20 protein-coding genes are annotated in these 20,893 nt (G+C 53.6%); 13 read left to right on the top strand and 7 right to left on the bottom strand.

The genetic code is table 11. The annotated features are described in order from the left end of the window. The first annotated feature begins 18 nt into the window (after window positions 1–18). The 5 genes from G491_RS0109190 to G491_RS0109170 all read left to right on the top strand — a co-directional run bounded on the left by G491_RS0109190 (window position 19) and on the right by G491_RS0109170 (window position 4,112). Window positions 19–786 (top strand): SDR family oxidoreductase, encoded by a 768-nt coding sequence (locus G491_RS0109190; protein ID WP_028314386.1) that lies wholly within the window; start codon window positions 19–21, stop codon window positions 784–786. Window positions 787–823: 37 nt separating this feature from the next. Beyond that, window positions 824–1,723, top strand: coding sequence for a 3-hydroxyacyl-CoA dehydrogenase (locus tag G491_RS0109185; protein WP_028314385.1), 900 nt, complete (start codon window positions 824–826; stop codon window positions 1,721–1,723). Between the two features lie 253 nt (window positions 1,724–1,976). Further along, a complete protein-coding gene (locus G491_RS0109180; protein WP_028314384.1) occupies window positions 1,977–2,537 on the top strand; it encodes a DNA-3-methyladenine glycosylase I in 561 nt (186 codons plus the stop codon). Between the two features lie 175 nt (window positions 2,538–2,712). Next, complete coding sequence (locus tag G491_RS0109175) at window positions 2,713–3,273, top strand: DNA-3-methyladenine glycosylase I (protein WP_028314383.1); 561 nt, start codon at window positions 2,713–2,715, stop codon at window positions 3,271–3,273. 2 nt (window positions 3,274–3,275) lie between these two features. Continuing rightward, complete coding sequence (locus G491_RS0109170) at window positions 3,276–4,112, top strand: lysophospholipid acyltransferase family protein (RefSeq protein ID WP_028314382.1); 837 nt, start codon at window positions 3,276–3,278, stop codon at window positions 4,110–4,112. Window positions 4,113–4,236: 124 nt separating this feature from the next. Here the strand turns inward: G491_RS0109170 and G491_RS0109165 are convergent, their stop codons facing one another. Beyond that, window positions 4,237–4,827 (bottom strand): GAF domain-containing protein, encoded by a 591-nt coding sequence (locus G491_RS0109165; RefSeq protein WP_015947843.1) that lies wholly within the window; start codon window positions 4,825–4,827, stop codon window positions 4,237–4,239. A 366-nt stretch (window positions 4,828–5,193) separates the two neighbouring features. On the opposite strand from G491_RS0109165, the gene G491_RS0109160 reads away from it, so the two are divergent. The 5 genes from G491_RS0109160 (at window position 5,194) to G491_RS0109140 (ending at window position 11,696) form a co-directional block, all read left to right on the top strand. Beyond that, the gene (locus tag G491_RS0109160) at window positions 5,194–6,867 is read left to right on the top strand and encodes a DUF3592 domain-containing protein (RefSeq protein WP_028314381.1); all 1,674 of its coding nucleotides are present in this window, start codon (window positions 5,194–5,196) and stop codon (window positions 6,865–6,867) included. Window positions 6,868–7,021: 154 nt separating this feature from the next. Continuing rightward, window positions 7,022–8,842, top strand: coding sequence for a DUF3592 domain-containing protein (locus G491_RS0109155; protein ID WP_028314380.1), 1,821 nt, complete (start codon window positions 7,022–7,024; stop codon window positions 8,840–8,842). A gap of 199 nt (window positions 8,843–9,041) precedes the next feature. Continuing rightward, window positions 9,042–10,742: a DUF3592 domain-containing protein gene (locus tag G491_RS0109150; protein WP_028314379.1), complete on the top strand. Its 1,701-nt coding sequence runs from the start codon at window positions 9,042–9,044 to the stop codon at window positions 10,740–10,742. Between the two features lie 14 nt (window positions 10,743–10,756). Further along, window positions 10,757–11,113 (top strand): hypothetical protein, encoded by a 357-nt coding sequence (locus G491_RS0109145; protein WP_157468142.1) that lies wholly within the window; start codon window positions 10,757–10,759, stop codon window positions 11,111–11,113. Between the two features lie 10 nt (window positions 11,114–11,123). Further along, the gene (locus G491_RS0109140; RefSeq protein WP_028314377.1) at window positions 11,124–11,696 is read left to right on the top strand and encodes a P-loop NTPase family protein; all 573 of its coding nucleotides are present in this window, start codon (window positions 11,124–11,126) and stop codon (window positions 11,694–11,696) included. 14 nt (window positions 11,697–11,710) lie between these two features. On the opposite strand, the gene G491_RS30090 is transcribed toward G491_RS0109140, so the two are convergent. The 6 genes from G491_RS30090 to G491_RS0109110 all read right to left on the bottom strand — a co-directional run bounded on the left by G491_RS30090 (window position 11,711) and on the right by G491_RS0109110 (window position 18,466). Beyond that, on the bottom strand, window positions 11,711–12,340 hold the full coding sequence (locus tag G491_RS30090) for a TetR/AcrR family transcriptional regulator (RefSeq protein ID WP_015947836.1): 630 nt from the start codon (window positions 12,338–12,340) through the stop codon (window positions 11,711–11,713). A gap of 103 nt (window positions 12,341–12,443) precedes the next feature. Further along, on the bottom strand, window positions 12,444–14,039 hold the full coding sequence (locus G491_RS0109130) for an acyl-CoA dehydrogenase family protein (RefSeq protein ID WP_028314376.1): 1,596 nt from the start codon (window positions 14,037–14,039) through the stop codon (window positions 12,444–12,446). Between the two features lie 81 nt (window positions 14,040–14,120). After that, a complete protein-coding gene (locus G491_RS0109125) occupies window positions 14,121–15,638 on the bottom strand; it encodes a class I adenylate-forming enzyme family protein (protein ID WP_028314375.1) in 1,518 nt (505 codons plus the stop codon). Between the two features lie 252 nt (window positions 15,639–15,890). Next, entirely contained in the window at window positions 15,891–16,397 is a 507-nt protein-coding gene (locus tag G491_RS0109120; RefSeq protein WP_028314374.1) for a hypothetical protein, read from the bottom strand. Beyond that, complete coding sequence (locus G491_RS0109115; protein ID WP_084511448.1) at window positions 16,378–17,520, bottom strand: XRE family transcriptional regulator; 1,143 nt, start codon at window positions 17,518–17,520, stop codon at window positions 16,378–16,380. Before G491_RS0109115 ends, G491_RS0109120 begins: the two co-directional genes overlap by 20 nt. Before the next feature lie 277 nt (window positions 17,521–17,797). Next, entirely contained in the window at window positions 17,798–18,466 is a 669-nt protein-coding gene (locus G491_RS0109110) for an outer membrane beta-barrel protein (RefSeq protein ID WP_169829411.1), read from the bottom strand. A gap of 290 nt (window positions 18,467–18,756) precedes the next feature. Between G491_RS0109110 and hisB the strand changes: the two genes are divergently transcribed. Genes hisB through hisA form a run of 3 tightly spaced genes read left to right on the top strand, consistent with a single transcriptional unit; the run spans window position 18,757 to window position 20,809 of the window. Continuing rightward, complete coding sequence (hisB, locus tag G491_RS0109105) at window positions 18,757–19,359, top strand: imidazoleglycerol-phosphate dehydratase HisB (protein ID WP_015947830.1); 603 nt, start codon at window positions 18,757–18,759, stop codon at window positions 19,357–19,359. 2 nt (window positions 19,360–19,361) lie between these two features. Further along, window positions 19,362–20,060 (top strand): hypothetical protein, encoded by a 699-nt coding sequence (locus G491_RS33620; protein ID WP_051327141.1) that lies wholly within the window; start codon window positions 19,362–19,364, stop codon window positions 20,058–20,060. After that, entirely contained in the window at window positions 20,057–20,809 is a 753-nt protein-coding gene (gene hisA, locus G491_RS0109095; RefSeq protein WP_028314371.1) for a 1-(5-phosphoribosyl)-5-[(5-phosphoribosylamino)methylideneamino]imidazole-4-carboxamide isomerase, read from the top strand. The genes G491_RS33620 and hisA overlap by 4 nt, the downstream gene beginning before the upstream one ends. Window positions 20,810–20,893 lie beyond the last annotated feature (84 nt).

The following is a 20,893-nucleotide window of genomic DNA, read 5'->3' as shown; positions in this document are numbered from 1 at the left end:
CAAAAAGGGAGGTCCCCCATGGCAGTCAACTTTTCCCTGGAAGGAAAAATCGCCCTGATCACCGGCGCAAGCCGCGGAATCGGGGAGGCTATTGCCCATACATTGGCGGAAAACGGCGCCCACTGCATCCTGGTCAGCCGGAAGGCCGAAGCCTTGGAAAAGGTGGCCCAGGACATTAGGGACAAAGGCGGCAAAGCGGATGTGATTCCCTGCCATATGGGATATGTGGACAAGATCGACGCCTTGTTCCAGGAAGTGGAAAAGCGCTTTGGAAGGCTGGACATCCTGGTGAACAACGCCGCCGCCAATCCGTATTACGGCCCCATGGAAAACGCAGATGAAGCGGTTTATGACAAGACTCTGGACGTCAACCTCAAGGGCCCGTTCTTCATGTGCAAGTTTGCGGCGCCGATCATGAGAAAGGGCGGAGGCGGCGCCATTGTCAATACGTCCTCGGTCAACGGGATTAATCCCGCCAAGTTCCGCGGCATCTACTCCATCACCAAGGCGGCCCTCATCATGCTGACCCGGGCGTACGCCATGGAGTTGGGGCCTGACAACATTCGCGTCAACGCCCTGCTGCCCGGGTTGACAAGGACCAAGTTCGCCCAGGCTCTCTTTGACGACGACGACGTGAAGGAATTCGTCACCAGCACGCTGCCCTTGCGCAGGCACGCCGAACCTATTGAAATGGCCGGGGCTGTGTTGTATCTGGTCTCCGAGGCCGGATCCTACACCACGGGAGCGACCTTGACGGTGGACGGCGGAAGCCTTTGCAGAGAATAAGGCCATTACGGTTAAATAAGGAGAGAAGGTGAGCAGTATGGAATTTAAAAAGGTATTGATCCTGGGAGCGGGCACCATGGGGCACCAGATCGGTTTTTTGTGCGCCAGCAAGGGCCTGGACGTGGCGGTGTACGATATCAGCGAAGAGAGCCTGGCTTTCGCCCAGGACAGGGCGGCCAAATTAGGCCGGCGCTTTGTAAGGATGGGCAAGCTGACCCAGGAGGAAGCGGAAGCTACGTTGAACCGCATGAGTTTCACCAGCGACGCTGCCGCAGCCGCCGAAGGCGCGGACATTGTCAACGAATCCGTGCCTGAAGTTCCCAAGCTGAAGGGCAAGGTTTTCGCCCAGTTTAACGAACTATGCCCTGAAAACGTCATTTTTACGACCAACACCTCCACCCTGATGCCTTCGGCCTTTGCGGAAGCCACGGGAAGGCCGGAAAAATTCGCGGCCCTGCATTTTCATGACGTCTCCTTCAACAATGTCGTGGACATCATGCCTCATCCGGGTACGGCGCCCGAGACCATCGAGGCTGTCAAGGCTTTTAGCGATCAGATGGAACTGGTCTCCATCGTCCTGAAAAAGGAAAGCCCGGGCTACGTCTTCAACGCCCTTTTGACCGAATGGCTCCGGGCGGCTCAATCCCTGGCGGCGCGCGGCGTGGCCGAACCCCAGGATGTTGACCGCGCCTGGATGGGCGTCATGGGCGTCCACACGGGACCCTTCGCCATCATGGACTCCATCGGCCTGGACACCTGCCATCACATCACCGAGTATTGGTCCACATACGACGACGACCCCAGGCTGAAGGAAAACGCAGCCTTTTTACAAACCTACGTGGATAAGGGGGAATTGGGCGCAAAGACGGGCAAGGGCTTTTACAACTATCCCGGCCCTGAGTTCACCAAGCCTGATTTCATCAACAAGGGAAAATAGTCGCAAACCGCAGAAACAATTTCATCTTGGGAGCCTTTCCCCTTCTTGGGAAAACCATGGTTGCTCGCCCTCAAAGCCAGGAGGGGAAGGCTCCCAGCATCTACTTGCTATATTCTCCAAATTGAAAATTTGTCCCGGAATTATTCCCTCAATCATATTGACAGGGTTCTCCCTGGCCGATACTGGAGTGGGGTTGTTTTAACGCTCGGTTTGAACGCTGCCGGAATACAAAATCCCTTTGAAGCAAAAAAAGATGAAAACACGCTGCTCATGGACCGGGGCCGACCCGGATTTAATCGCTTATCACGACCTGGAATGGGGCCTGCCTTGCCATGACGACCAAAAGCTGTTCGAGTTTTTGGTTCTGGACGGCGCCCAGGCCGGGTTGGCCTGGGTGACTATCTTGCGCAGGCGGGCGAATTATCGCAAGGCCTTTGACGCCTTTGATCCGGCAAAAATCGCCCGATACGACGAAACCAAAATGGAAGCCCTGGCCCGGGACTCCGGGATTATCCGAAATCGCCTGAAGATCAAATCCGCCGTACAAAACGCCCGGGCCTTTCTTAAGGTCCGGGAGGAGTTCGGGTCCTTTGACTCCTACATCTGGCGCTTTGTGGACGGGACGCCCATCAAGAACGCCTGGAAAACCTGGGAGGAGGCTCCGGCCCAGACCCCATTGGCCAAGGCCCTGAGCAAGGATTTGAAGATAAGGGGCTTTAATTTCGTCGGCCCGACCATTTGCTACGCATTCATGCAGACCATTGGCATGGTCAACGACCACCAGGCGGATTGCTTCAGATACAACCAGATCTAATCCATCCTCCGAACCGAGCCGCACTTTTAGAATCAGCCTGTTGAACAGACGCCAGGGCTGCCCTGAATACGGTATTGACAGGACAAGCCTCGGCCGTTATGGAAATGACGTTGTTTGACCGGTCGGTTAAGACGCTGCTCTGCACACTTACTATTTCAGCAATCGGTATTATTTCATGAAAGCACGCTGCCCATGGCCCGGGGACGACCCGGATTACATCGTCTATCACGACTTGGAGTGGGGCCTGCCCTGTCACGACGACCGCAGGCTGTTTGAGTTTTTGATTTTGGAAGGCGCCCAGGCCGGCTTGGCCTGGATTACCATTCTGCGTAAGAGGGCCAACTATAACAAAGCCTTTGACGCATTCGATCCCGAAAAAATCGCCCGGTACGACGAAACCAGGATGGAGGCCCTGGCCCAGGACGCCGGAATTATCCGCAACCGCCTTAAGATCAAATCCGCCGTGCAGAACGCCCGGGCTTTTCTCAAGGTTCAGGAAGAATTCGGGTCCTTTGATTCCTACATATGGAATTTTGTGGACGGAGCGCCCATCAAAAACGCCTGGAAGACCATGGACGAGGTTCCGGCTCAAACCCCTTTGGCCCAGACTCTCAGCAAGGATTTGAAGAAAAGAGGCTTTAATTTCGTCGGCCCGACCATTTGCTACGCCTACATGCAGTCCATGGGCATGGTTAACGATCACCTTGTGGACTGTTTCAGATACAGCGAAGTTTAGCGATGCCCCTAAAAAGAGATGTATTCAGACCGCCCCTGTCCGCGGAAACCATGCACCTGCTGCAGACCTTGCCCCGGCTTTATTTCAACCCGCTGATTTTCGGGCTTGATAATGTGGACCCTTCCCAGCCGCACTTGTTCGTCGGCAACCACACCATCTACGGAGTCATGGACGCCCCCTTGTACGCCGTGGCCTTATACCGGGAGACCGGCGTTTTTCCGCGCGGGCTGGGGGACCGGTTTCATTTTAAAATTCCGGTGTGGAGGCGGTTTCTGGAAAAATTCGGCGTGGTGGAGGGGACTCCCGAAAACTGCGCCCGGCTCATGAAGGCCGGGGATGACATCCTGGTCTATCCGGGCGGGGGCAGGGAGGTCTGCCGGCGCAAAGGGGAAATTCATAATCTCATCTGGAAGGAACGCTACGGCTTCGCCCGGCTGGCGATCAAGTACGGATACCCCATCCTTCCTATCGCCTCGCTGGGCCCGGACTACGCCTATTCCATATTCCTGGACGGCGGGGACGTGGTGAAATCCCGGCCCGGGCGGCTGCTTTCCAAAATTCCCGGGCTTCTGGATTTGGTCAGGGAGGGGGAGGCCATTCCTCCCCTGGCCCGAGGGCTTGGACTTAGCGTGCTGCCAAGGCCGGAGCGCTTTTATTGCTATTTTGGCAGGCCCATCGACACGGCCCCTTATAAGGGATGCGAGGACGATCCCATAGTCCTGGAGGAAGTGCGGGAAACGGCGGCGGGCGCCATCAACGAGATGATGGCCAGCTTGAAAAAATACCGGCAAAGCGATCCCGAAGTCGGGCTGGTGCGCAGGATATTGAATAAGTTTTAAGGCGTTGGCGTCGTAGTAGGACTATTCTTCAAATCCGAAATAAAATGCGGAGACCGGTTTTGGTTCTCCAGCCTCCGCAAGGAGTCGGAGTTGCGTTCAAGCCCCGTCCGCCGGGGCGGCGAAATCATACGGGCAGCCCTTCAAAGCCCTCCATGATGGGCGGTTTCATTCGGGAAGGATCCCGCATGGTTTTAAGGACTTCGATGCTGCTTTTGTAGCCGCGCGTGAGCCTGGCCATATCCAGGGCCATGCCCACCATCTGGCCCACAGCCTGCACCATGCTCACGTCGCCCATGACAAACTCCCAAGGCTCGGAGGTGTACACGCGCAGTGCGCCCATGGTCTGGCCGTGAATTTCAATAGGCACGGAAAGAATGGAGGCGATGCCTTCCTTGACGGCTTCCTGGGGATATTGAAGCCTGGGGTCGTCGGTGACGTTGTAAATGGCGATGGGGCCGGAATCCAGGGAGTCCGCAATGGAGCGGATGGCGCTGACGGGGCCTTTTTTCAGATACTCCTGACTGAGCCCTGTGGATGCGGCGACTTCAAGCTCCTGGGTTTTTCTGTTGACCAGGAAAAGGGTGACGCCCTTGACTGACAGGGCCCGCTTGATGGAGTTGACCGCCAGGATGGCGATTTCTTCCGGGTCTTTGCTCATGGAAATGGCCCGGGTGACTTTGATGAGAGTGTCGTAATTGACAAGGTGTTTGTCCATGGCTGCCTCCTTTTTAAAATCCGAAAAAGGTTGTTGGTTGCCTGGAACCCATTGGAACCGCGATTGGCTCCATAGCCTCCCTATTTATATGTTTGTCTCCTTTCCGCAGCCCGGGAGCAGCCGCCCTATGAGAATACTAATGGTATTCGTTTTGTCGGGCTTTAGGCGAAAAATCTTTAGGAATCCGGGCATATTTTTTGGCAAAGCACTGCATGTGGTATGGTCCTGATCCCAAGGCCTGAATATTGGGGCCGCTTTGGCGGTATAAAAGGCGGGTTTTGTCTCTCAGGGGATTTACCCCGGCGTCGCTTCGTGGTAAACATCGCAAGATCCATCCATAATCACTGACAGACAGCTGAAGGTGCCATGGCAGGAGCAGACAACAAAGATTGGAAGCCGCCCCGGCTCAAGCAAGTCGGATACACAGCCGCCGGTTTGTTTTTGATCCTTGCGGCCGTCGCCCAGATTTGTGGATTATTTTTGGTGCAATCCTGGCGGCAGCCTCAGTTGAACTGGGTCAAGACTCCTTGCCGGATAGAGGAAAGCCGCGTCAGGCCCTTGCGGACGGGCTATGAATATGTCGTCGCATATGCATATCGTTATAATGCAGTGGACTATCAATCTTATAAATATCATTTTAAAAGCCAGGTTTTTAACCAATGGGCCGAGGCCGGCGCTTTGGCCGAAAAGTACAAGCCGGGCCAGGACGCGGTTTGCTATGTGGACGCCGCAAACCCGGAGCGAGCGGTGTTGGACAACGGTTGGAGCCCGTGGCCTTTCCTTTTCTTTTTTTTGCCGCTGGGCTGCGCCATTTTTGGCTTGCATACCATTCAAAGCGCCTGGTTCGGAGGCCTTGCTTCTCCGTCTCCCATAAAAAGATACCACTCGCCTATGTATTCCTGGGGCTTGGCTTGCTTATCCCTATTCGCCATTGCGTCGGGCCTTGCTTTGGGGCAGTACATAAATTTCAAGCCAATGGCAGGGTATGCAACCTGTTGGTTCTGGCAGGAAACGGCTTGCACGATTGAGCGGTCTTTGGTTCAAACGGAATTTGACGGCGGCAAGAAAAGGTATTGGGTGGATGTTTTGTATGTCTACTCCTTCAATGACGAGGAACACCGGTCGAATGCATACAACTTTGGCAGCGAGCCCACCAAAGGCTATTCCGCAAAAAAAGAAATTATAGAAGCCTATCCCAAAGGGTCTGGAGCAAAATGCTTTGTCAACCCGCTCAAGCCCAGCCAGTCGGTATTGAAAAGGGAGCTTGGGTTTAGCCCTATTTTATTACTTGCACCTCTTCTGCCCTTAGGCGCCGGAGTCTACGGCTTATGGCTGGCCTCTGGCGGGAAAAGACGGCGGAGGAGGCTGAATAGGAACGTTTGGAAGGACGGCGGCTCATTTTCATCCGAGTCGGGAAAGCAGGTTTTTAAGCCCAAACTGAAAAGGCGCATTGTGACGGCCGCCGTCTTCCTGTTTTTGCTGTGCTGGATTGGATATTTTTTGTTCTGCTTCTATGATGTGCTGGCCGGAGGAGATGACTGGGATGATTTTTCCCTCTATGTTATCATGATTTTTTTGGGCTTGTTATATATTGCGCCCCACGCACGTGAGGTTTTAAGCTGGTTCAGCCCCTGGGTTGAGGTAACGCTTCATTCCGGCCGCCTCAGCCTGGGCGACGATGTAAAGCTCACTTGGCAGATACATGGAGATCGGAACAAAATCGAATCTTTTGCAATTGTTTTGGCAGGGTTAGAAAGCGTTCGGCAACAGGGAAAGAAGAACTCTGAGGAAAAAAGCCATCTGTTTTTCCAGAAGGAACTCGTCAGCCGTCTCGGGCCTGCTTTATCCTCCAAGGGGGAAATATTGTTAAACCTTCCGCGTGAAACCATGCATTCTCTGGAAGCTGAGGTGGAGAGCTTTTTCGTCCTCAATACAAAATACTCCATTACCTGGCTGCTGGTAGTGCTATGCAAGGGCAAAGGCCGCCCGAACCCAATTCGGGAATACCCGTTGAAAATTCATCCCATAAAAGGGTTGTGATATGGACGCATCATCCCACGGAGTTAAACTCCCCGATGCGGGACGAATAGCATTGCTGACCGGCCGCAGGGTCATCCGACAGCATTTTGAGTGCAATCCCAAAAGCTGACAGATTTTATTATTCTCCATGGATCGCATCAGGCAGGAACATTAAATGGCCGGGGATAAACCAAAATCAGCAAAGGCTTCCCTTTGGGTAAGAGCCGCGCACGTTTTTGGAGGACTGGTTCTTATTGCACTGGCCTTTGGCTGGTGGTGGGGCATCCAAATGGCCCAGGCGGATAGCGCGGGACTGCCGTTCTGGACCAAAACGCCCTGCCGCGTCGTCCAAAGCTCCGGGCGCGCGGTTCCCAAAGGCTATAAGTTTTTGGTGCAATACGAATATGAGGTGAACGGAGAAGCCTTCACTTCCAAGCGGCATCGCTTAAACCCGATTGTTTTTTATTCCGCCCAAGAAGCCATGGAACTGGCGAGAGAATTTCCGGCGGGAGCGGATTCCTTTTGCTACGTAGATCCGAGCAATCCAAGCAAGGCGGTTCTTGAAACCGATAAATACAGCTTTTGGTTTTTATACCCGATTTGCCTGGCCTTTCTATTCGCCGCGGCGTCCGGCTTTCGAAAAGCCTGGCTGGGGCTTCCGCTGGAGTATCGAATAGGCGACTACGCATTGCTTGAGCGCCTGGCCATCGCCTGTCTGATGGCGGCGCTCCTGGCAGGCGGACTCGCCTACGGGCGAATTCCGGCCTTGTGGTCCGCCTATGCAAACAGGCCTTCGGAAAGCTGGGAAAAGACGGAGTGCACGGTCGCCCTGAGCAGGGTTCTGACCAAACACTCGGGGCGCCGGGATCTGTTCAAAACGGACGTCCTGTATTCGTATTGCTATAAAGGAAAGCAATACTGGTCCAATGCATATAAATATGATCAAAAGTCTTCCATTGAGAGCGGCTCCCAGGAGGCGATAATCGCCAAATACCCCAGGGGCGCCAGGACCGTATGCTTCGTCAATCCCAGAAAGCCGGGCCTGGCCGTTCTGAAAACGGGTTACAGCCCGGATATGAGCAGGGCGCTTTCTTCTCTTTTGATCATTATTCCGGGCCTGTGCGGAATCCTTCTGGCGTTTTGGCCGGGGATCGGAATCAGCGACTGGATTGTCAACTTTCCGGATAGCAAAAGAAAGAAAACCCATCGGCCTAAAAGCAAGTCCATGCTCATTAAGCCCGTCATTCTCCGGACTCGGGAATCCAGCTTGCAAAACCGGCGTAAGAACAGAAACGAAAGAAAACCTAACAGGCATGCCGCCGGGTTTGATGGTAACCGCATTCAACCGGGCATCGATTGCTTGGTTTTGCGAACCAGGACAAGCGGCGTGGGGCAAAGCCTTGGCGCTTTGTTGCTGAACCTGGCGATGACGGCGGCGGCTTTTTTTATAATAACCGACCCGCCAGGGGCGGAAGCGGTATTATTATTTTTGATTTATGCGCCCGTAGGCCTGACCGTCCTCTTTAAGTCCAGGCCGTTTTTCCTCGCCGCATTCAACCCGCGCGTCACAGCGACAATCCACGCCTCCTCCCTGCATTTGGGGGATAACGTCAAGCTCACCTGGGAAGCCAAAGGGAATTTAGGCAAGGCCCAAGGGCTGGCCTTTATTCTGGCCGGAGAGGAAAAGGTCATTTATAAGCTGGGAAAGAGAAATCTGTCCGGCAGGCATGTGTTTTATACAGAGGAGCAATTCAGGACCAGCGCCCATTCCCTCATGCGAAACGGCGAAGCGATCCTGAACATTCCCCTGGAAACCATGCACTCCCTGGAAGCCGGAACTTCGTCCCCCGGGGAGAAGAAAAAATATTTCGTCAACTGGAAGCTGCGTGTGCACCTTGCCATGGAAGGCCGCAACAATACGCGCAATGAATACCCGCTGGATATTCTTCCGTTAAAAGCGCCGGATCCAAGAAGGAAAGAGCGAAGTCTTGACTAAGACGCCGCTTGATGCCAAGGCGCCCTCTGGATAAGCAACAAAAAATGTTTTCCTCAAAAGATGCGTCATTCATGAGATTCCGGTTAAGCATGCCGGAATCAGAGTGCTGTGGTTTACGATCCAAAAGGGTGTGTGGTATAGGGGAAAAAGGGATTTGCCAGGAATCCCCCACTTCACAATTTCCAAGGAATAAAAAACTATGACTGTTGACGGAAAAACCGGCATCACTCAACGCTTGTTCATGAGCCTGTTCGGACTGGTTTTCATGGCGGCAGGAGGCTTTTTCGCCTACATGATCCTCACGGACGTCTGGGACAATTACCAGACCCGAAGCTGGGCAAAAACTCCCTGTGTGATCATGGAAAGCCAGGTGGACGTGGTTAATGACGGCTACCGGTTTCGGGTGGGCTACCAATACAGTTTCAACGGCAGGGAACGGACTTCGCACAAGCTGAACCTGAAAGACGACAATGTGTTTTCCAAGGTGGGCGAGGCGGACGCCAAAGCCAGGCAATACGCCCTTGGCGGGGAGGCCTATTGCTACGTCAATCCCAAAATGCCGGGCCAGTCCATTTTGGAGTTCTCCAGCCTGGCCATGGGTTTTGCCGTATTCTTACCCATGATATTCATCGTCATTGGGGCAGCCGTATTCATTGGCGGATGGACGAGTTCCTCCAAGCCAGAGCGGCAGGTGCGCTCCAAGGCGGACGGGGGCTCCTCCTGGAAAGGCCGCCTTGGAGGGGCTGCTTTTTTCAGCATCTTCTTTCTGGCGGGTAGCCTGATAGGCTATTTTTTCTTTTTATCTCCCTGGATAAACTCCCTCACCTCCGGCGATTGGCAACGAACCGATTGCACCATCCTGTCCAGCCGGGTGCAAACCCATGACGGCGACGACGGCGACACCTACAGCGTGGACATCCTGTATTCCTACAAAGCAAACGGCCGGGCCTATCGCTCCAGCCAATACAGCTTCATGACCGGGTCTTCCAGCGGGTATTCGGGCAAAAAGGAAATTGTCAGACGCTACCCGGCGGGATCCCAGGCCGTATGCTACGTCAACCCGGACGATCCTTCCGAAGCCGTGCTGAACAAGTCCCTGGGGGGCATGGCCTGGTTTGCCATTCTTCCGCTTATTTTTATGATTGTGGGCGGCGTCGGGATTCTATACTCCCTGTTCGGAGCGAAGGATAAGCGGCCCTCGTATACCCGAAGCCGAAAGCGCCCCCAAACAGCCGGTTTTTCAGAGTCTTTCAAGGGCGAGAACGCTGGTGTAACCGGCGGCGGGATGACCATCCTGAAACCCAAGTATTCGCCCTGGTTCAAAGTTTTCGGGTCGCTTTTCGCCGCCGTCTTCTGGAACGGCATTGTCGGGATCGCCGTATTTCAATGCGTCAAAGGCTGGATGACCGGGAACGGATCCATAGGGTTCACGATTTTCATATCGATTTTCGTCCTCATAGGGATCGCCATTATCTTCGGTTTTTTTCACGCCGTTCTGGCCGCGTTTAATCCCAAGCTGACAATCACCCTGTTTTCCGACTTTATCTGCATAGGGGACGAGGTGTCCTTCAATTGGGAGTTCAAAGGCAGCGCAAACAGAATCAGCCGGTTCACGTTGACGCTGACCGGGACGGAAGCCGCCTCGTACAGGCGGGGTACGGACACCATAACCGACACCCATAATTTTTATCAGGTGGAAATTACGGAGCAGACCAACTCCGCTTTTATGCAAAGGGGGCAGGGGCGCATTGCAATTCCCGGTGAATCCATGCACACCTTCAAAAGCAGCAACAACGAAATCATGTGGGTGCTGAAGGCCCATTGCGACATCCCCAAATGGCCTGACACCAAAAACGATTACACAATAAGCATCCATCCCCTGCAGGAGGGGCGTTTTTAACAAGGGACCTCACTATGACTATGATGAACGTGCAGTTGGAAGGCGGAACAATCTTCAAGCCCGGCGAAACCATAACAGGGCAAGTTTCATGGTATCTGGATAAGAGGCCCAAGGCGGCCCGGGTGCGTTTGTTCTGGTACACCATGGGCAAGGGAACGGAAGACAGCCAGGTGGAGGATCAACAAGTCTTTGACAAACCCATGCAGCAGGATAACCGATCCTTTAAGTTTAAACTGCCCATTGCGCCTTACAGTTTTTCGGGAACCCTCATCACCCTCCGTTGGGGGGTGGAACTGGACATCAAGGGCGTGAAAGAGGTCTGCACCAAGGAATTCGTTTTAAGCCCCTTTGACAAGGAAATCGTCCTTTAAGGCCGAATCAATGAAAGCCCACGACAACCCCTTTGCCAGCCGCTACATGGACTCCCTGCCGTACATCCCTATTGGCACGGACTGGGAAAGGATTATGGGCGGCTTGAAAAATCAAAGCGGCCGCGGCGCCGTAGTCGGCCCCAAAGGCACGGGCAAGACCACCTTCCTGGAAGAGCTAAAGCGCCGGCTTTCCATGGATGGATATACTGTTCATTTATTGCGCCTGAACCAGGAGCGCAAACGGCCGGAAAAGGAGGAAGTCCGGCAAATATGCTCAGGCCTTGACCTTCAAAGCGCCATTTTGCTGGACGGCGCCGAGCAATTGTCGCGGCTGGGATGGATTTCCTTTGTTTTTAAAACCCGAAAAGCCGGAATTCTGGTTGTGTCCTCCCATTCCCCCGGCCTCTTGCCCACCCTGTTGAAAACAGCCGCCACCCCGGAACTGCTTCACATTCTGGCAAACCGCCTTTTGCCTGAGGACTCCCCTTTGGAGCCGGAGCATTCTTTCCGGCTTTTTCACGCCCGCAACGGCAACCTGCGTCTGGCCCTTATGGATCTGTACGATATCTGGGCGCGCCGTTAGTTTTTTACAGGATGCTATTCGGCGGAATTCGCCTTTAGGTGGCTTTCGCACATGGAAGCCGCCAGTTTGGCCAGCTTCTCCATGTGGCGACGTACGTCGTCCGGGTCGCGGCCGGGATAGTTGCGGAAGGATATGAGGATGCCGTTTAATGCGGCGAACAAGGCGTGGGAGTGGAGTCTGAGTTGTTCAGGCTTGGCGTTGCCGTCGATAATCCGGTCGAATTGCTCCAGGATGGATCGGGCCGCCTGGTTGAGTTTTTCCAGCAAAGGGCCGGATAACTGGCCGCCCATCATAAAGTTGGTCATCATGCGAAAATGATGGTCATGCTCGATGAGAAAATCAATGTAAATAAGCACAAAGTCGGATAAGGTGGAAACCTTTCCGTTGGCGATGCGTTGATCCACCCGATGGATGATTTCCTTCGTCCCTTGCACAAAAGCTTCTACAAACAGGCTTTGCTGGTCCGGAAAATACCGATAAATGGACGAAGCCGCTATGCCCGCCTCCTGGGCGATTTCACGCATGCTCACCTGCTCGAAAGGCTTTTTTCCGAACACCCTTTCCGCGGCGTCCACGATTACGCGCTGGCGGGCTTTGCGTTCTTCCTCCTTGAGGCTGGCGAATGTTGCGTGCTGCTTAGGCATGGTTGACCAAATCCTTTGTTTTGCCGCCCTGTGAAAAAACCGGGGGATTTTCCGCAAAGCAGAGCGTCCCCCGGGGCGATTCACTAAAAATAGGCCGGATTAATCAGTCCCGGCTTTCCACCATTTCAAGCGCTTGATCCTGGTAGGCGTGATACAGCCTGTGGCAGAAGCTGTCCCATTGCTTGCATACGGCAATGGTTTCAGGACTCATTTCAAACAGGTTGGGATGCTTAAAAATTTGTTCTATTTCATCCTGGAACTCTTTTATCAGACCTTCGTCCCTGCCCGCAAGGATATTTCCCACCAGTTCCCGGGGCGGGAGCCACGCCGCCGCCTTTTGCAGGTCCCTGTGCATTTGGGTCAAAAGCACGTTCCGGGGGCCTTCCCACAACTCGTTCACTGCGGCGTCGCGGTACAGCCTGGGCAGGGCGGAAAAATCCTCCATCACGCCGTGGCCGCCGAACATGCTCATGGCCGCGCGCACAACGTCCGGGCAGTCCCAGCTGGTGCAGATTTTTTGCAGCATGACCAACTCGCGCACCATAAAGCGCTTTTTCTTCATGGCGTCGTCTTCGTCCTTGGACGCCCCCAAAAAGCCGCCGGGCAGGTCCAGCACTTCCTTGTACAGGCGGAAGGCGCCGGCCAGGGTCCTTTTGGCTGTTTTTTCCATGTCCGCCAGCTGGCCCATAACCATGGGGAAGAAGTTGATGTTCACGCCGAAAGCTTCGCGGAACTCGCAGTATTTTGCGGCCTCGCGCCATACCCGGATCATGGAGGACGCGCCGGAAAGGCCCACCGTCAGACGGGAGTAGGTCAGCACCACACCCACCATGTTAGCCAGGCCCCGATCCAACGGCCCCACCTGGTAGGCCACGGCGCCGTTCAATGTGAGCTCCGCCGTGGGCAGTTCGCTGGTGCCCATTTTCCACTTGATGCGATCGATGGTGAAGCTGTTGCGGCGTTCCTTTTCCTTGTCGCCTGGCAGCCAGGACGGCATGACGAACAGGCCGACCTTTTCCGACCCCTTGGGCTTGGCCGTGACCATGGCGTAATCCGCGTGAGCCGCCGAGCAGAAAAACTTGGTCCCGTATAGTTTCCAGACGCCGTCTTCCTCCACCGCCTCCACCAGGTTGGAAGGCACGTCGGAGCCGCCCTGGATTTCCGAAAGATACTGGGCGCCAATGGCGAATTCGCCGTCCACGCCTTCCTTGCAATGATTGAGGATGGCTTTCAGTTCCGGAGTGTCGGCGAAAGGCTCGATGACCGCCACCAACCCCTCGGTGCAGGTCAAAGGACACGAAACGCAATACTCGCCGTTTTGGTACATGAGGAACATCTTGATCAGCTTGACCCAGGGATGGGTGTTCTTGGAGAACAAGGCTTCGCCGAAAACCTCCTTTTCCACAATCTGGGTTTCCATGGGGCGTTCGATCCGGTCAATCCGGTTTCTGTGCCCGTCGTAATGCTTCATATAAGGCCGCTTTTCCGGCCAGGCCAACGCCTCGGAAAGCTTGCGCCATTTGAACGAGGCCTTTTTGGAGGTCTCCCTGGCTGCGGCGTCCACCTCGTCGGTCATGTCGCCGCAAAAAGTCCGGACGACTTTTTGAGCGAAGGGGTCGTCGGCGTAATAGTCCACGTTTTCGCGCCAATCTAAAAAAGCGTTAAAGCTGTATGGGTTGTTGCGATCCGGCAAGCTCATGGTCGTACTCCTTTCGCATGAATTTTGGGTGTGGAGTTTGGAAAGGGGGCGCTTTTCAAGGCCGCGCCCCCATGACCCGGACTACTTGGCCAATTCTTCTCTTAAAACGGTTTTCAGTATTTTGCCAGTGGAGTTCTTGGGCAGCGCCTCCACAAAATGCACTTCCTTGACTCGCTTGAAGCCAGCCAGATTGTCGCGGCAGACCTGGAGGATGTCCTCTTCCGTTATGGTTTCGCCGGGACGGACGGCCACGTGGGCCACGGGAATTTCGCCCCATTTTTCGTCAGGCCTTCCCGTAACCGCGGCCTCGGCCACCGCCGGATGAGATTGCAGGACCTGTTCTATTTCCGCCGGGTAAATGTTCTCGCCGCCGCTGATGATCATGTCCTTCAAGCGATCGATCACATACACGCAACCGTCTTCGTCGATCCTTCCCAAATCGCCCGAGCGATAGCACCCGCCCGTCAAAGCCTCTTCGCTGGCCTTAGGGTTGTTCCAGTACCCCAAGAACACCTGGGGGCCGAATAAACATAGTTCGCCCACTTCGCCGGCCGGGACTTCCTCGTCGCTCCCCGGCTTGCAGACCTTGACCTGGCCGTGGAAAACCGGCTTTCCGGCCGAAGCGCATTTGTCCATGCCGATTTCGTGAGTCCAGAAGGTGATGGCGCCGGTGTATTCCGTGGCGCCGTAAACCTGGGCGATTTTGAAGCCTTTTTCATTATATAGATGAATCAAAGAGGGCGGCACGGGCGAAGCGCCGCATACAAAGAAATTCAGGCTGGAAAGGTCGAACTTCTCCACCACATCCGGTGGAACCATGGCCATGGCCATGAGCATCAAAGGCACGGTCATCATAAAATTGATGCGTTCGTCCTGGATGGTCCTGTACATGCCGACCGGGTCGAAATCCGGCATAAAGACCGTGGTAAGGCCTTTGTGAATGTTGGCGAACACCGGCGATAGCCCGCCGATATGGAAGAGCGGCGCCACGAGCAGATAACGCTCCTTATACGCCCACGGCAGGGTGTGGGTCAGGCCCAGAGACGCCCAGAACGCATTGTTGTGGCTGATCATGGCGCCCTTGGGTTTTCCCGTGGTGCCCGAGGTGTACATGATCACGCAGGGATCGTCCCCGCCGGCCTTGATGGAAGGCTCCTCTTCCGATCCTTGGGCCAGGAAATCCTCAAAGTCCGGATCCTTCCCCTTTGCGAATTTGCTCACAAAAAGGCGGGTCGGAATGTTTCCTTTGAGCTCGTCCACCACAGGCGCGAAGGCGTCGTCGTAAATCAGCATGTCCGCGCCGCAGTTGTTCAGGATGTATTCCAACTCCGGGGCGGTGAGCCGCCAGTTCAGGATGGCGGCGACCACGCCCATCTTGGCGGCGCCCATCAAGGCGCAGATGATGTGCTCGTTGTTTTTGCAAAGCACGGCAATGCGGTCTCCCTTTTTGAAATCGTTGGCCTTCAAGGCGGAGGCGAAGCGGTTGGCCCGGGCGTTTTCCTGGGCGTATGTGTAGCGATAGTCAGCGCCTACGCAGGCTTCCAGGCTGGGCGATAAAAAGGCTCTATTGGCCAGAATGTGTCCAAGATTGGTTTGCATATTAACTCTACTCCTCCCTCATGATAGTTGATCATAAAACAGAACACTGTTCGCAAAATAAACTAAGCGTTCTGATTGGTCAAGGAAATTCGGCTTGAAAGAGAAACATCAGCACGTCTCAGGTTCTGTTCCGACGTCCCGTCGAACCTCATCCCCATGAGGCGGATGCTCCATTTTCTAGTTCAATTTTTTGTATATGATTTGTCAGCAGGGGGCGTCCTTGCGAGGACCGAGAACGAAGAGGTGAATGAGTTAAAAACCCTTGATTTTAAGTTCTTGCCCATCCTTTAGTTTTGTTTGGAAATACTGCTCCATATGAGGTTCTTTAAGAATTTTTGTAGAAATGCCTGACTTCTGTAAAAGTTTTTCTACTGAGATTCCATTTTGCGATAGGTCTAAAAAAGGAAGAGATTTGATGGCTAATCCATCCATGGAGCAAAATACCAAGTTTCTGTTTTTATTAAGAACGGCAAGGGACTCAAGTTCTCCTGGTCCGATACCTCTTTTAATTGCCATTGGCAGTAGTTCAGTAATTTCTTTCAAGTCGTCAACTGTTGCCGACTCTTCAATAACCTTGCGGGTATTAACGTAGTCAGTTCTAAAATTTATCTGGATCTTGGCTTTTCCGGTTTTGTAAAAACGCACTTCTTCAATCACTGTCGTTGAGAGGTGCAATTGACAGTGTTTAAGTAGATTGTCAAAAACCCCTAAAGACAGGAGATCAATTATCACGTCAGCATCAAGAATCCATAATTTCAAAACTCTCTCCGTCGTTATATAATATTCCCTTTTCGTTTATAAAATCATCAATATCACAACGGTCAATACCGCACAACTCAGCAAATTTTCCCCGAGAAATAATTGACTTACGCAATCCCCGTATTGCAAGGTCCGTAAGTATTTCAGATTTTGGAGCCTTTTCGCGCTCATCCCAACGGCGATCTTTACTCAAACCCAAAACCTCTTCATTTTTAGCAATCCTGTCGGCGACTTCCCAAGAAATGAGGTTTGCATTTTTCATCCGATAGGCCAAGGCCTGCGTCGAAACCCCGAATTCTCTTGCAATATCAACAAAGTCAGCCTTGGACAGCTTTTTGTTTTCATCTAACTTTTGATGCACTCTGCTTTGAATTTCTTCACTTGGCAATAAGAGCGTCGATGCAAAACGATCAGCTTTCCTTTCTATATCATGGAATAGGACCGGATCTTGAAGCTCGTCTTGGGTAAACAATTCCCATGTATATAAATGAAATAATTCATGAGCTAAGTCATAGTTTTGCCTCCAGGGGGATTCGTTTGAATTGATGACAACGATGGCGCCATATCGTGGGTGTACCATGGATGCCGCTGAACCAGCATCGGACAACGCATCATAAATAACCACTACTCCCATCTGCTGTTCTAATGCATCCTTTAAGCTAAGGGATGGACGCCTGCCTAAGTCAAGAGATTTCCTGGCTTGCCTTGCTATGTCATCAACCTTGAAATTTGTTGCTATCTCCTCTCGGTCCGAAACAAAGGTTTTGAATTTTCTGCGCGAGGATATAGTTAGGGCCTCTTGGAGCCATACACACTGTTCGGCAAGTTTATGGACCCGTTTTTCAATCATTTTACGAACGTGTTCTTCAGGAGCGCGGCGCCATAATAAACGGGGTTTCTCATCATTATGGTCTCCGGTTCCTATCAAAACGTCGATTGAGCAATAGTAAATTTTTGAGAATTTAATTATCTCAGCGGCTTTAACTTCTCTCGCTCCGTTTTCAATTGAACCCAGCGTTTGATAGTTGCTAAACCCCATCTTGTCGGCGGCGCTTTTTAGTGTGAGGCCGACAGATTCCCTTGCCTTTTTCAGGCGCAATGCCAAATCGTGCGTCTCCATCATTCTCCTCCTGATGAGATAATATAAAATTATTATTCTGTTGTCAATAGATAATAAGATTTTCTTATTAAGCGGCGGGAGCAAAAAAATTTTAGGGTGGGATCTTTATGAGCAGGATAACACCTTGGTTTTAGAGATCTTGGATTTTTAGGGCTTGTTTTGGCTTTAGGTAAGGACCGAAATTTTTTTCCAAATTATTTTCGCGGAAATTTTGCATCTTAAAGTCGCCCCGGCCGGTTCAGGAGAAGGGCCGGGGCGTGAGCTTTATGGAATTGGAGTTTTACATGTGGAAGGCGAAGCCGGCGGAGCCGTTCACGTACCTTACCTCGTCCAGGTCGTGGAATCCGGTGACGTAGGTGGCTTCCATGTTCAGGGAGATGGATTCGGTCAGATAATAGTCAAAGCCCAGGCCGGCTTTGAAGCACGGGTCGTATTCCGTGTTGCTTCCCGTAACTCCAAAGCCCTTGTACGAGGCTGTGGTGGTGATCTCTCCGATCATAAGCCCCCCGCCCAGGGACGCGTAAGGCCTGAAAACCTCGATATCTCCGATTTTAGGGGCGAACTTGATGGCGCCGGTGACGGTGGTCACGTCCAATTCCACGTCCAGTTTGGCGCCTTTGGTTGCGGCGAGGACGGATTCCTCCGACCCCTCAAATCCGGGCAGATAATTGCCTTCCAGTTCAAAATAAAACAGCCGGGCGACCCGGGCCTTTTCCGGAATGGGAATGCGCGCTCCAAACAGGGCGTAAAACCCGTAGGTTCCGTCCAATTCAGGAGAAATGCCGTACTCGCTCACGTAATATCCATTATATTCGTCGATATCCATGCACTCAAAAGCGTAGGACCCGCCTGCTCCAAAATAAACGCCCAAACCCTCGCCCGCGTAAGCGGCGCCGGCCGCGACCGTAAGGATCAGAAAGGCGGAGGCTAACACCAGGATTTTTTTCATTTTTTTCTCCTGAATTAAAAAGGTGGTTGCAACGGATGCGGACGAGGAAAGGCCGAAAAGCCTTATGGAGGGCGATAGCGCCCAAAAATACGGATGTAAAGCGGCGCCCCCCCGGCGTCTGGCTTCCCCTCCCTGCATAACGAAAACTCATGCTAGGGCCATGGTATTAAAACCTGACAGGTTTTTCAAGATAAAAGCCTCTTTTTTCAACAGAGGAAGAGGGAATTGCTGCGGCTTATTGACTTATGCCTTCGATCCATATAATAATCCGGGTTAATGGGGAGATAATCATGGAAACCAAGCAAAAAAATCGAATTGGTTCGCTCAGCCGGACCACCAAAGAGACCCAGGTGGAAATCGCCCTGAACCTGGACGGGACCGGGGAGGTCCAGGTGGACACGGGCATCGGTTTTTTCGACCACATGCTGACCCTGTTCGGGTGCCACGGCCGCTTTGATCTGAAGATTAAGGCTGTGGGGGATCTGGAAGTGGACCTGCACCACACGGTGGAGGACGTGGGGCTGGTTTTGGGGGAGGTTTTCAGAAAGGCTTTGGGCGACGGCGCGGGAATTAGGCGCTACGGCTTTTTCGTCGTTCCCATGGACGAGGCGCTGGCCCAGGTCGCCCTGGACTTGTCCGGCAGGCCGTTCCTGGTCTTCAGCGTACCTTTTGTAGGGCCGTCCATCGGAGAGTTCGACACCCAGCTTCCCCAGGAGTTTTTTCGGGCTTTTGTCAATAAAGCCGGAGCGACCTGCCACATCCAGGTTCCGTACGGCGAAAATGACCACCATATGATCGAGGCGGTGTTCAAGGCGTGGGGGAGAGCTCTGCGCCAGGCTGCTTCCATAGATCCCGACGTCCGGGGTATACCTTCAACCAAAGGGGTTTTGTAGATATGCCAGTTCTGGGAAAAAGGGGCCGTAAGAGGCCAATCGCCGCGGCATGCGTCGCTTTAACGGTCGCGGCTGTTCTGTTTTGGGCGGGGTGCGCTTCCACTCCTCCCGCTCCCGCCGCCAACGCCGAGGGAATCAAAACCGTTTTGGTGCTCCCCTTTGTGGATATGGCCGAACTGTACGGCCCGGATGAAGGCGTGCGGTCTCCCATTTCGGGCCAGGCCTTTGAGACTGGACCCGTGGAGGAGGGCGCCTGTCTTTACATGACCCAGCAAATGTTTACTTTCCTGGAGGAAAAAACCGGCTTTACGCCCATTCCTTTTGAAGACGCCGAGGGCGTGCTTGAAGAGGTCATGAACGCCCATAACTCCATTATTCTTTCCCGCCAGATGGTTTGCGAGGTGGGACAGAGAATGGGCGTGGACGGGGTGGCCGCCGGCCATGTGTACCGTTTTCGCAACCGGGTGGGCAAGGCCTTTTCCGTGGACACCCCGGCCTCCGTGGCCTTTGACGTACACTTGCTGCAGGTTTCCCAACAGAAAATTTTGTGGTCCGGCCGCTACGACGAGACCCAAAAGGCCCTTTCGGACAACCTGTTTGATTTCAGTAAATTCGTAAAAAGAGGCGGCGCCTGGGTTACGGCCGAAAAACTGGCGGCCGGCGGCCTGGACAAAGCCTTGGAGACTTTTCCCAAACAATGATAGTCATACCTGCTGTTGATATTCGCCAGGGCAAGTGCGTCCGCCTTAGTCAAGGCCGGGCCGACGCCCAGACTGTATATTCCGACGACCCCGCCGCCATGGCCGCCAAGTGGGAGGGCATGGGCGCCGCTCGCATTCATGTGGTGGATCTGGACGGAGCCTTTGAAAAAACCCCGAAAAACCTGGGCGCCATTAAAAAGATTTTGGAAACGGTCAAAAAGCCGGTCCAGGTGGGCGGGGGCATTCGCGATCTTGCCACGATGGAAACCTATCTTGATTTAGGCGTTTCCAATATCATCATCGGCACCGAGGCTATTCGCAATCCCGAGATGGTCAAGAACGCCTGCAAGCGCTTTCCCGGCAAAATCATCGTGGGCATTGACGCCAAGGAAGGCATGGTGGCCGTGGAAGGCTGGACGGAAACCACTTCCGTCAGGGCCGTGGACCTGGCCCGCTCCTTTGAGGACGCCGGCGTGGCGGCCATCAATTTTACGGACATCCATCGGGACGGCATGCAAACCGGCCCCAACATAGAGCAGACCCGGGCTTTCGCCCAGGCCATATCCATACCCGTTGTGGCTTCCGGCGGCGTTTCCACCATCAAGGACATCAAGGCGGTGAAAACCCTGGCTAAAGACGGCGTGGTGGGCGTCATTACGGGACGCGCCTTATACGTGGGAACCCTTGATCTGGCCGAAGCCGTATCCGCGGCCATGGAAGGCGTCGACCCGGATTACAACCCTTTTTGATCCAAACCTGGGCCTCGATCAACCGATCAAGGCCCTTTTTAAAACAAGAAAAAAAATTTTCTTGACAAGCGGTCAGGCTGTCAC

This window comes from Desulfatibacillum aliphaticivorans DSM 15576 (genome assembly GCF_000429905.1).
Taxonomy (GTDB): Bacteria; Desulfobacterota; Desulfobacteria; order Desulfobacterales; family Desulfatibacillaceae; genus Desulfatibacillum; species Desulfatibacillum aliphaticivorans.
Note: the sequence above shows the minus strand (reverse complement) of the source record. Positions and strands in the feature narration are given on the sequence as shown.

What these genes read in the sequence shown, in the direction of transcription:
- G491_RS0109190 (WP_028314386.1), top strand. Translation starts at nt 19, where the DNA reads ATGGCAGTCAACTTTTCCCTGGAAGGAAAAATCGCCCTGATCACCGGC.
- G491_RS0109185 (WP_028314385.1), top strand. Translation starts at nt 824, where the DNA reads ATGGAATTTAAAAAGGTATTGATCCTGGGAGCGGGCACCATGGGGCAC.
- G491_RS0109180 (WP_028314384.1), top strand. Translation starts at nt 1,977, where the DNA reads ATGAAAACACGCTGCTCATGGACCGGGGCCGACCCGGATTTAATCGCT.
- G491_RS0109175 (WP_028314383.1), top strand. Translation starts at nt 2,713, where the DNA reads ATGAAAGCACGCTGCCCATGGCCCGGGGACGACCCGGATTACATCGTC.
- G491_RS0109170 (WP_028314382.1), top strand. Translation starts at nt 3,276, where the DNA reads ATGCCCCTAAAAAGAGATGTATTCAGACCGCCCCTGTCCGCGGAAACC.
- G491_RS0109165 (WP_015947843.1), bottom strand. Translation starts at nt 4,827, where the DNA reads ATGGACAAACACCTTGTCAATTACGACACTCTCATCAAAGTCACCCGG.
- G491_RS0109160 (WP_028314381.1), top strand. Translation starts at nt 5,194, where the DNA reads ATGGCAGGAGCAGACAACAAAGATTGGAAGCCGCCCCGGCTCAAGCAA.
- G491_RS0109155 (WP_028314380.1), top strand. Translation starts at nt 7,022, where the DNA reads ATGGCCGGGGATAAACCAAAATCAGCAAAGGCTTCCCTTTGGGTAAGA.
- G491_RS0109150 (WP_028314379.1), top strand. Translation starts at nt 9,042, where the DNA reads ATGACTGTTGACGGAAAAACCGGCATCACTCAACGCTTGTTCATGAGC.
- G491_RS0109145 (WP_157468142.1), top strand. Translation starts at nt 10,757, where the DNA reads ATGACTATGATGAACGTGCAGTTGGAAGGCGGAACAATCTTCAAGCCC.
- G491_RS0109140 (WP_028314377.1), top strand. Translation starts at nt 11,124, where the DNA reads ATGAAAGCCCACGACAACCCCTTTGCCAGCCGCTACATGGACTCCCTG.
- G491_RS30090 (WP_015947836.1), bottom strand. Translation starts at nt 12,340, where the DNA reads ATGCCTAAGCAGCACGCAACATTCGCCAGCCTCAAGGAGGAAGAACGC.
- G491_RS0109130 (WP_028314376.1), bottom strand. Translation starts at nt 14,039, where the DNA reads ATGAGCTTGCCGGATCGCAACAACCCATACAGCTTTAACGCTTTTTTA.
- G491_RS0109125 (WP_028314375.1), bottom strand. Translation starts at nt 15,638, where the DNA reads ATGCAAACCAATCTTGGACACATTCTGGCCAATAGAGCCTTTTTATCG.
- G491_RS0109115 (WP_084511448.1), bottom strand. Translation starts at nt 17,520, where the DNA reads ATGATGGAGACGCACGATTTGGCATTGCGCCTGAAAAAGGCAAGGGAA.
- G491_RS0109110 (WP_169829411.1), bottom strand. Translation starts at nt 18,466, where the DNA reads ATGAAAAAAATCCTGGTGTTAGCCTCCGCCTTTCTGATCCTTACGGTC.
- hisB (WP_015947830.1), top strand. Translation starts at nt 18,757, where the DNA reads ATGGAAACCAAGCAAAAAAATCGAATTGGTTCGCTCAGCCGGACCACC.
- G491_RS33620 (WP_051327141.1), top strand. Translation starts at nt 19,362, where the DNA reads ATGCCAGTTCTGGGAAAAAGGGGCCGTAAGAGGCCAATCGCCGCGGCA.
- hisA (WP_028314371.1), top strand. Translation starts at nt 20,057, where the DNA reads ATGATAGTCATACCTGCTGTTGATATTCGCCAGGGCAAGTGCGTCCGC.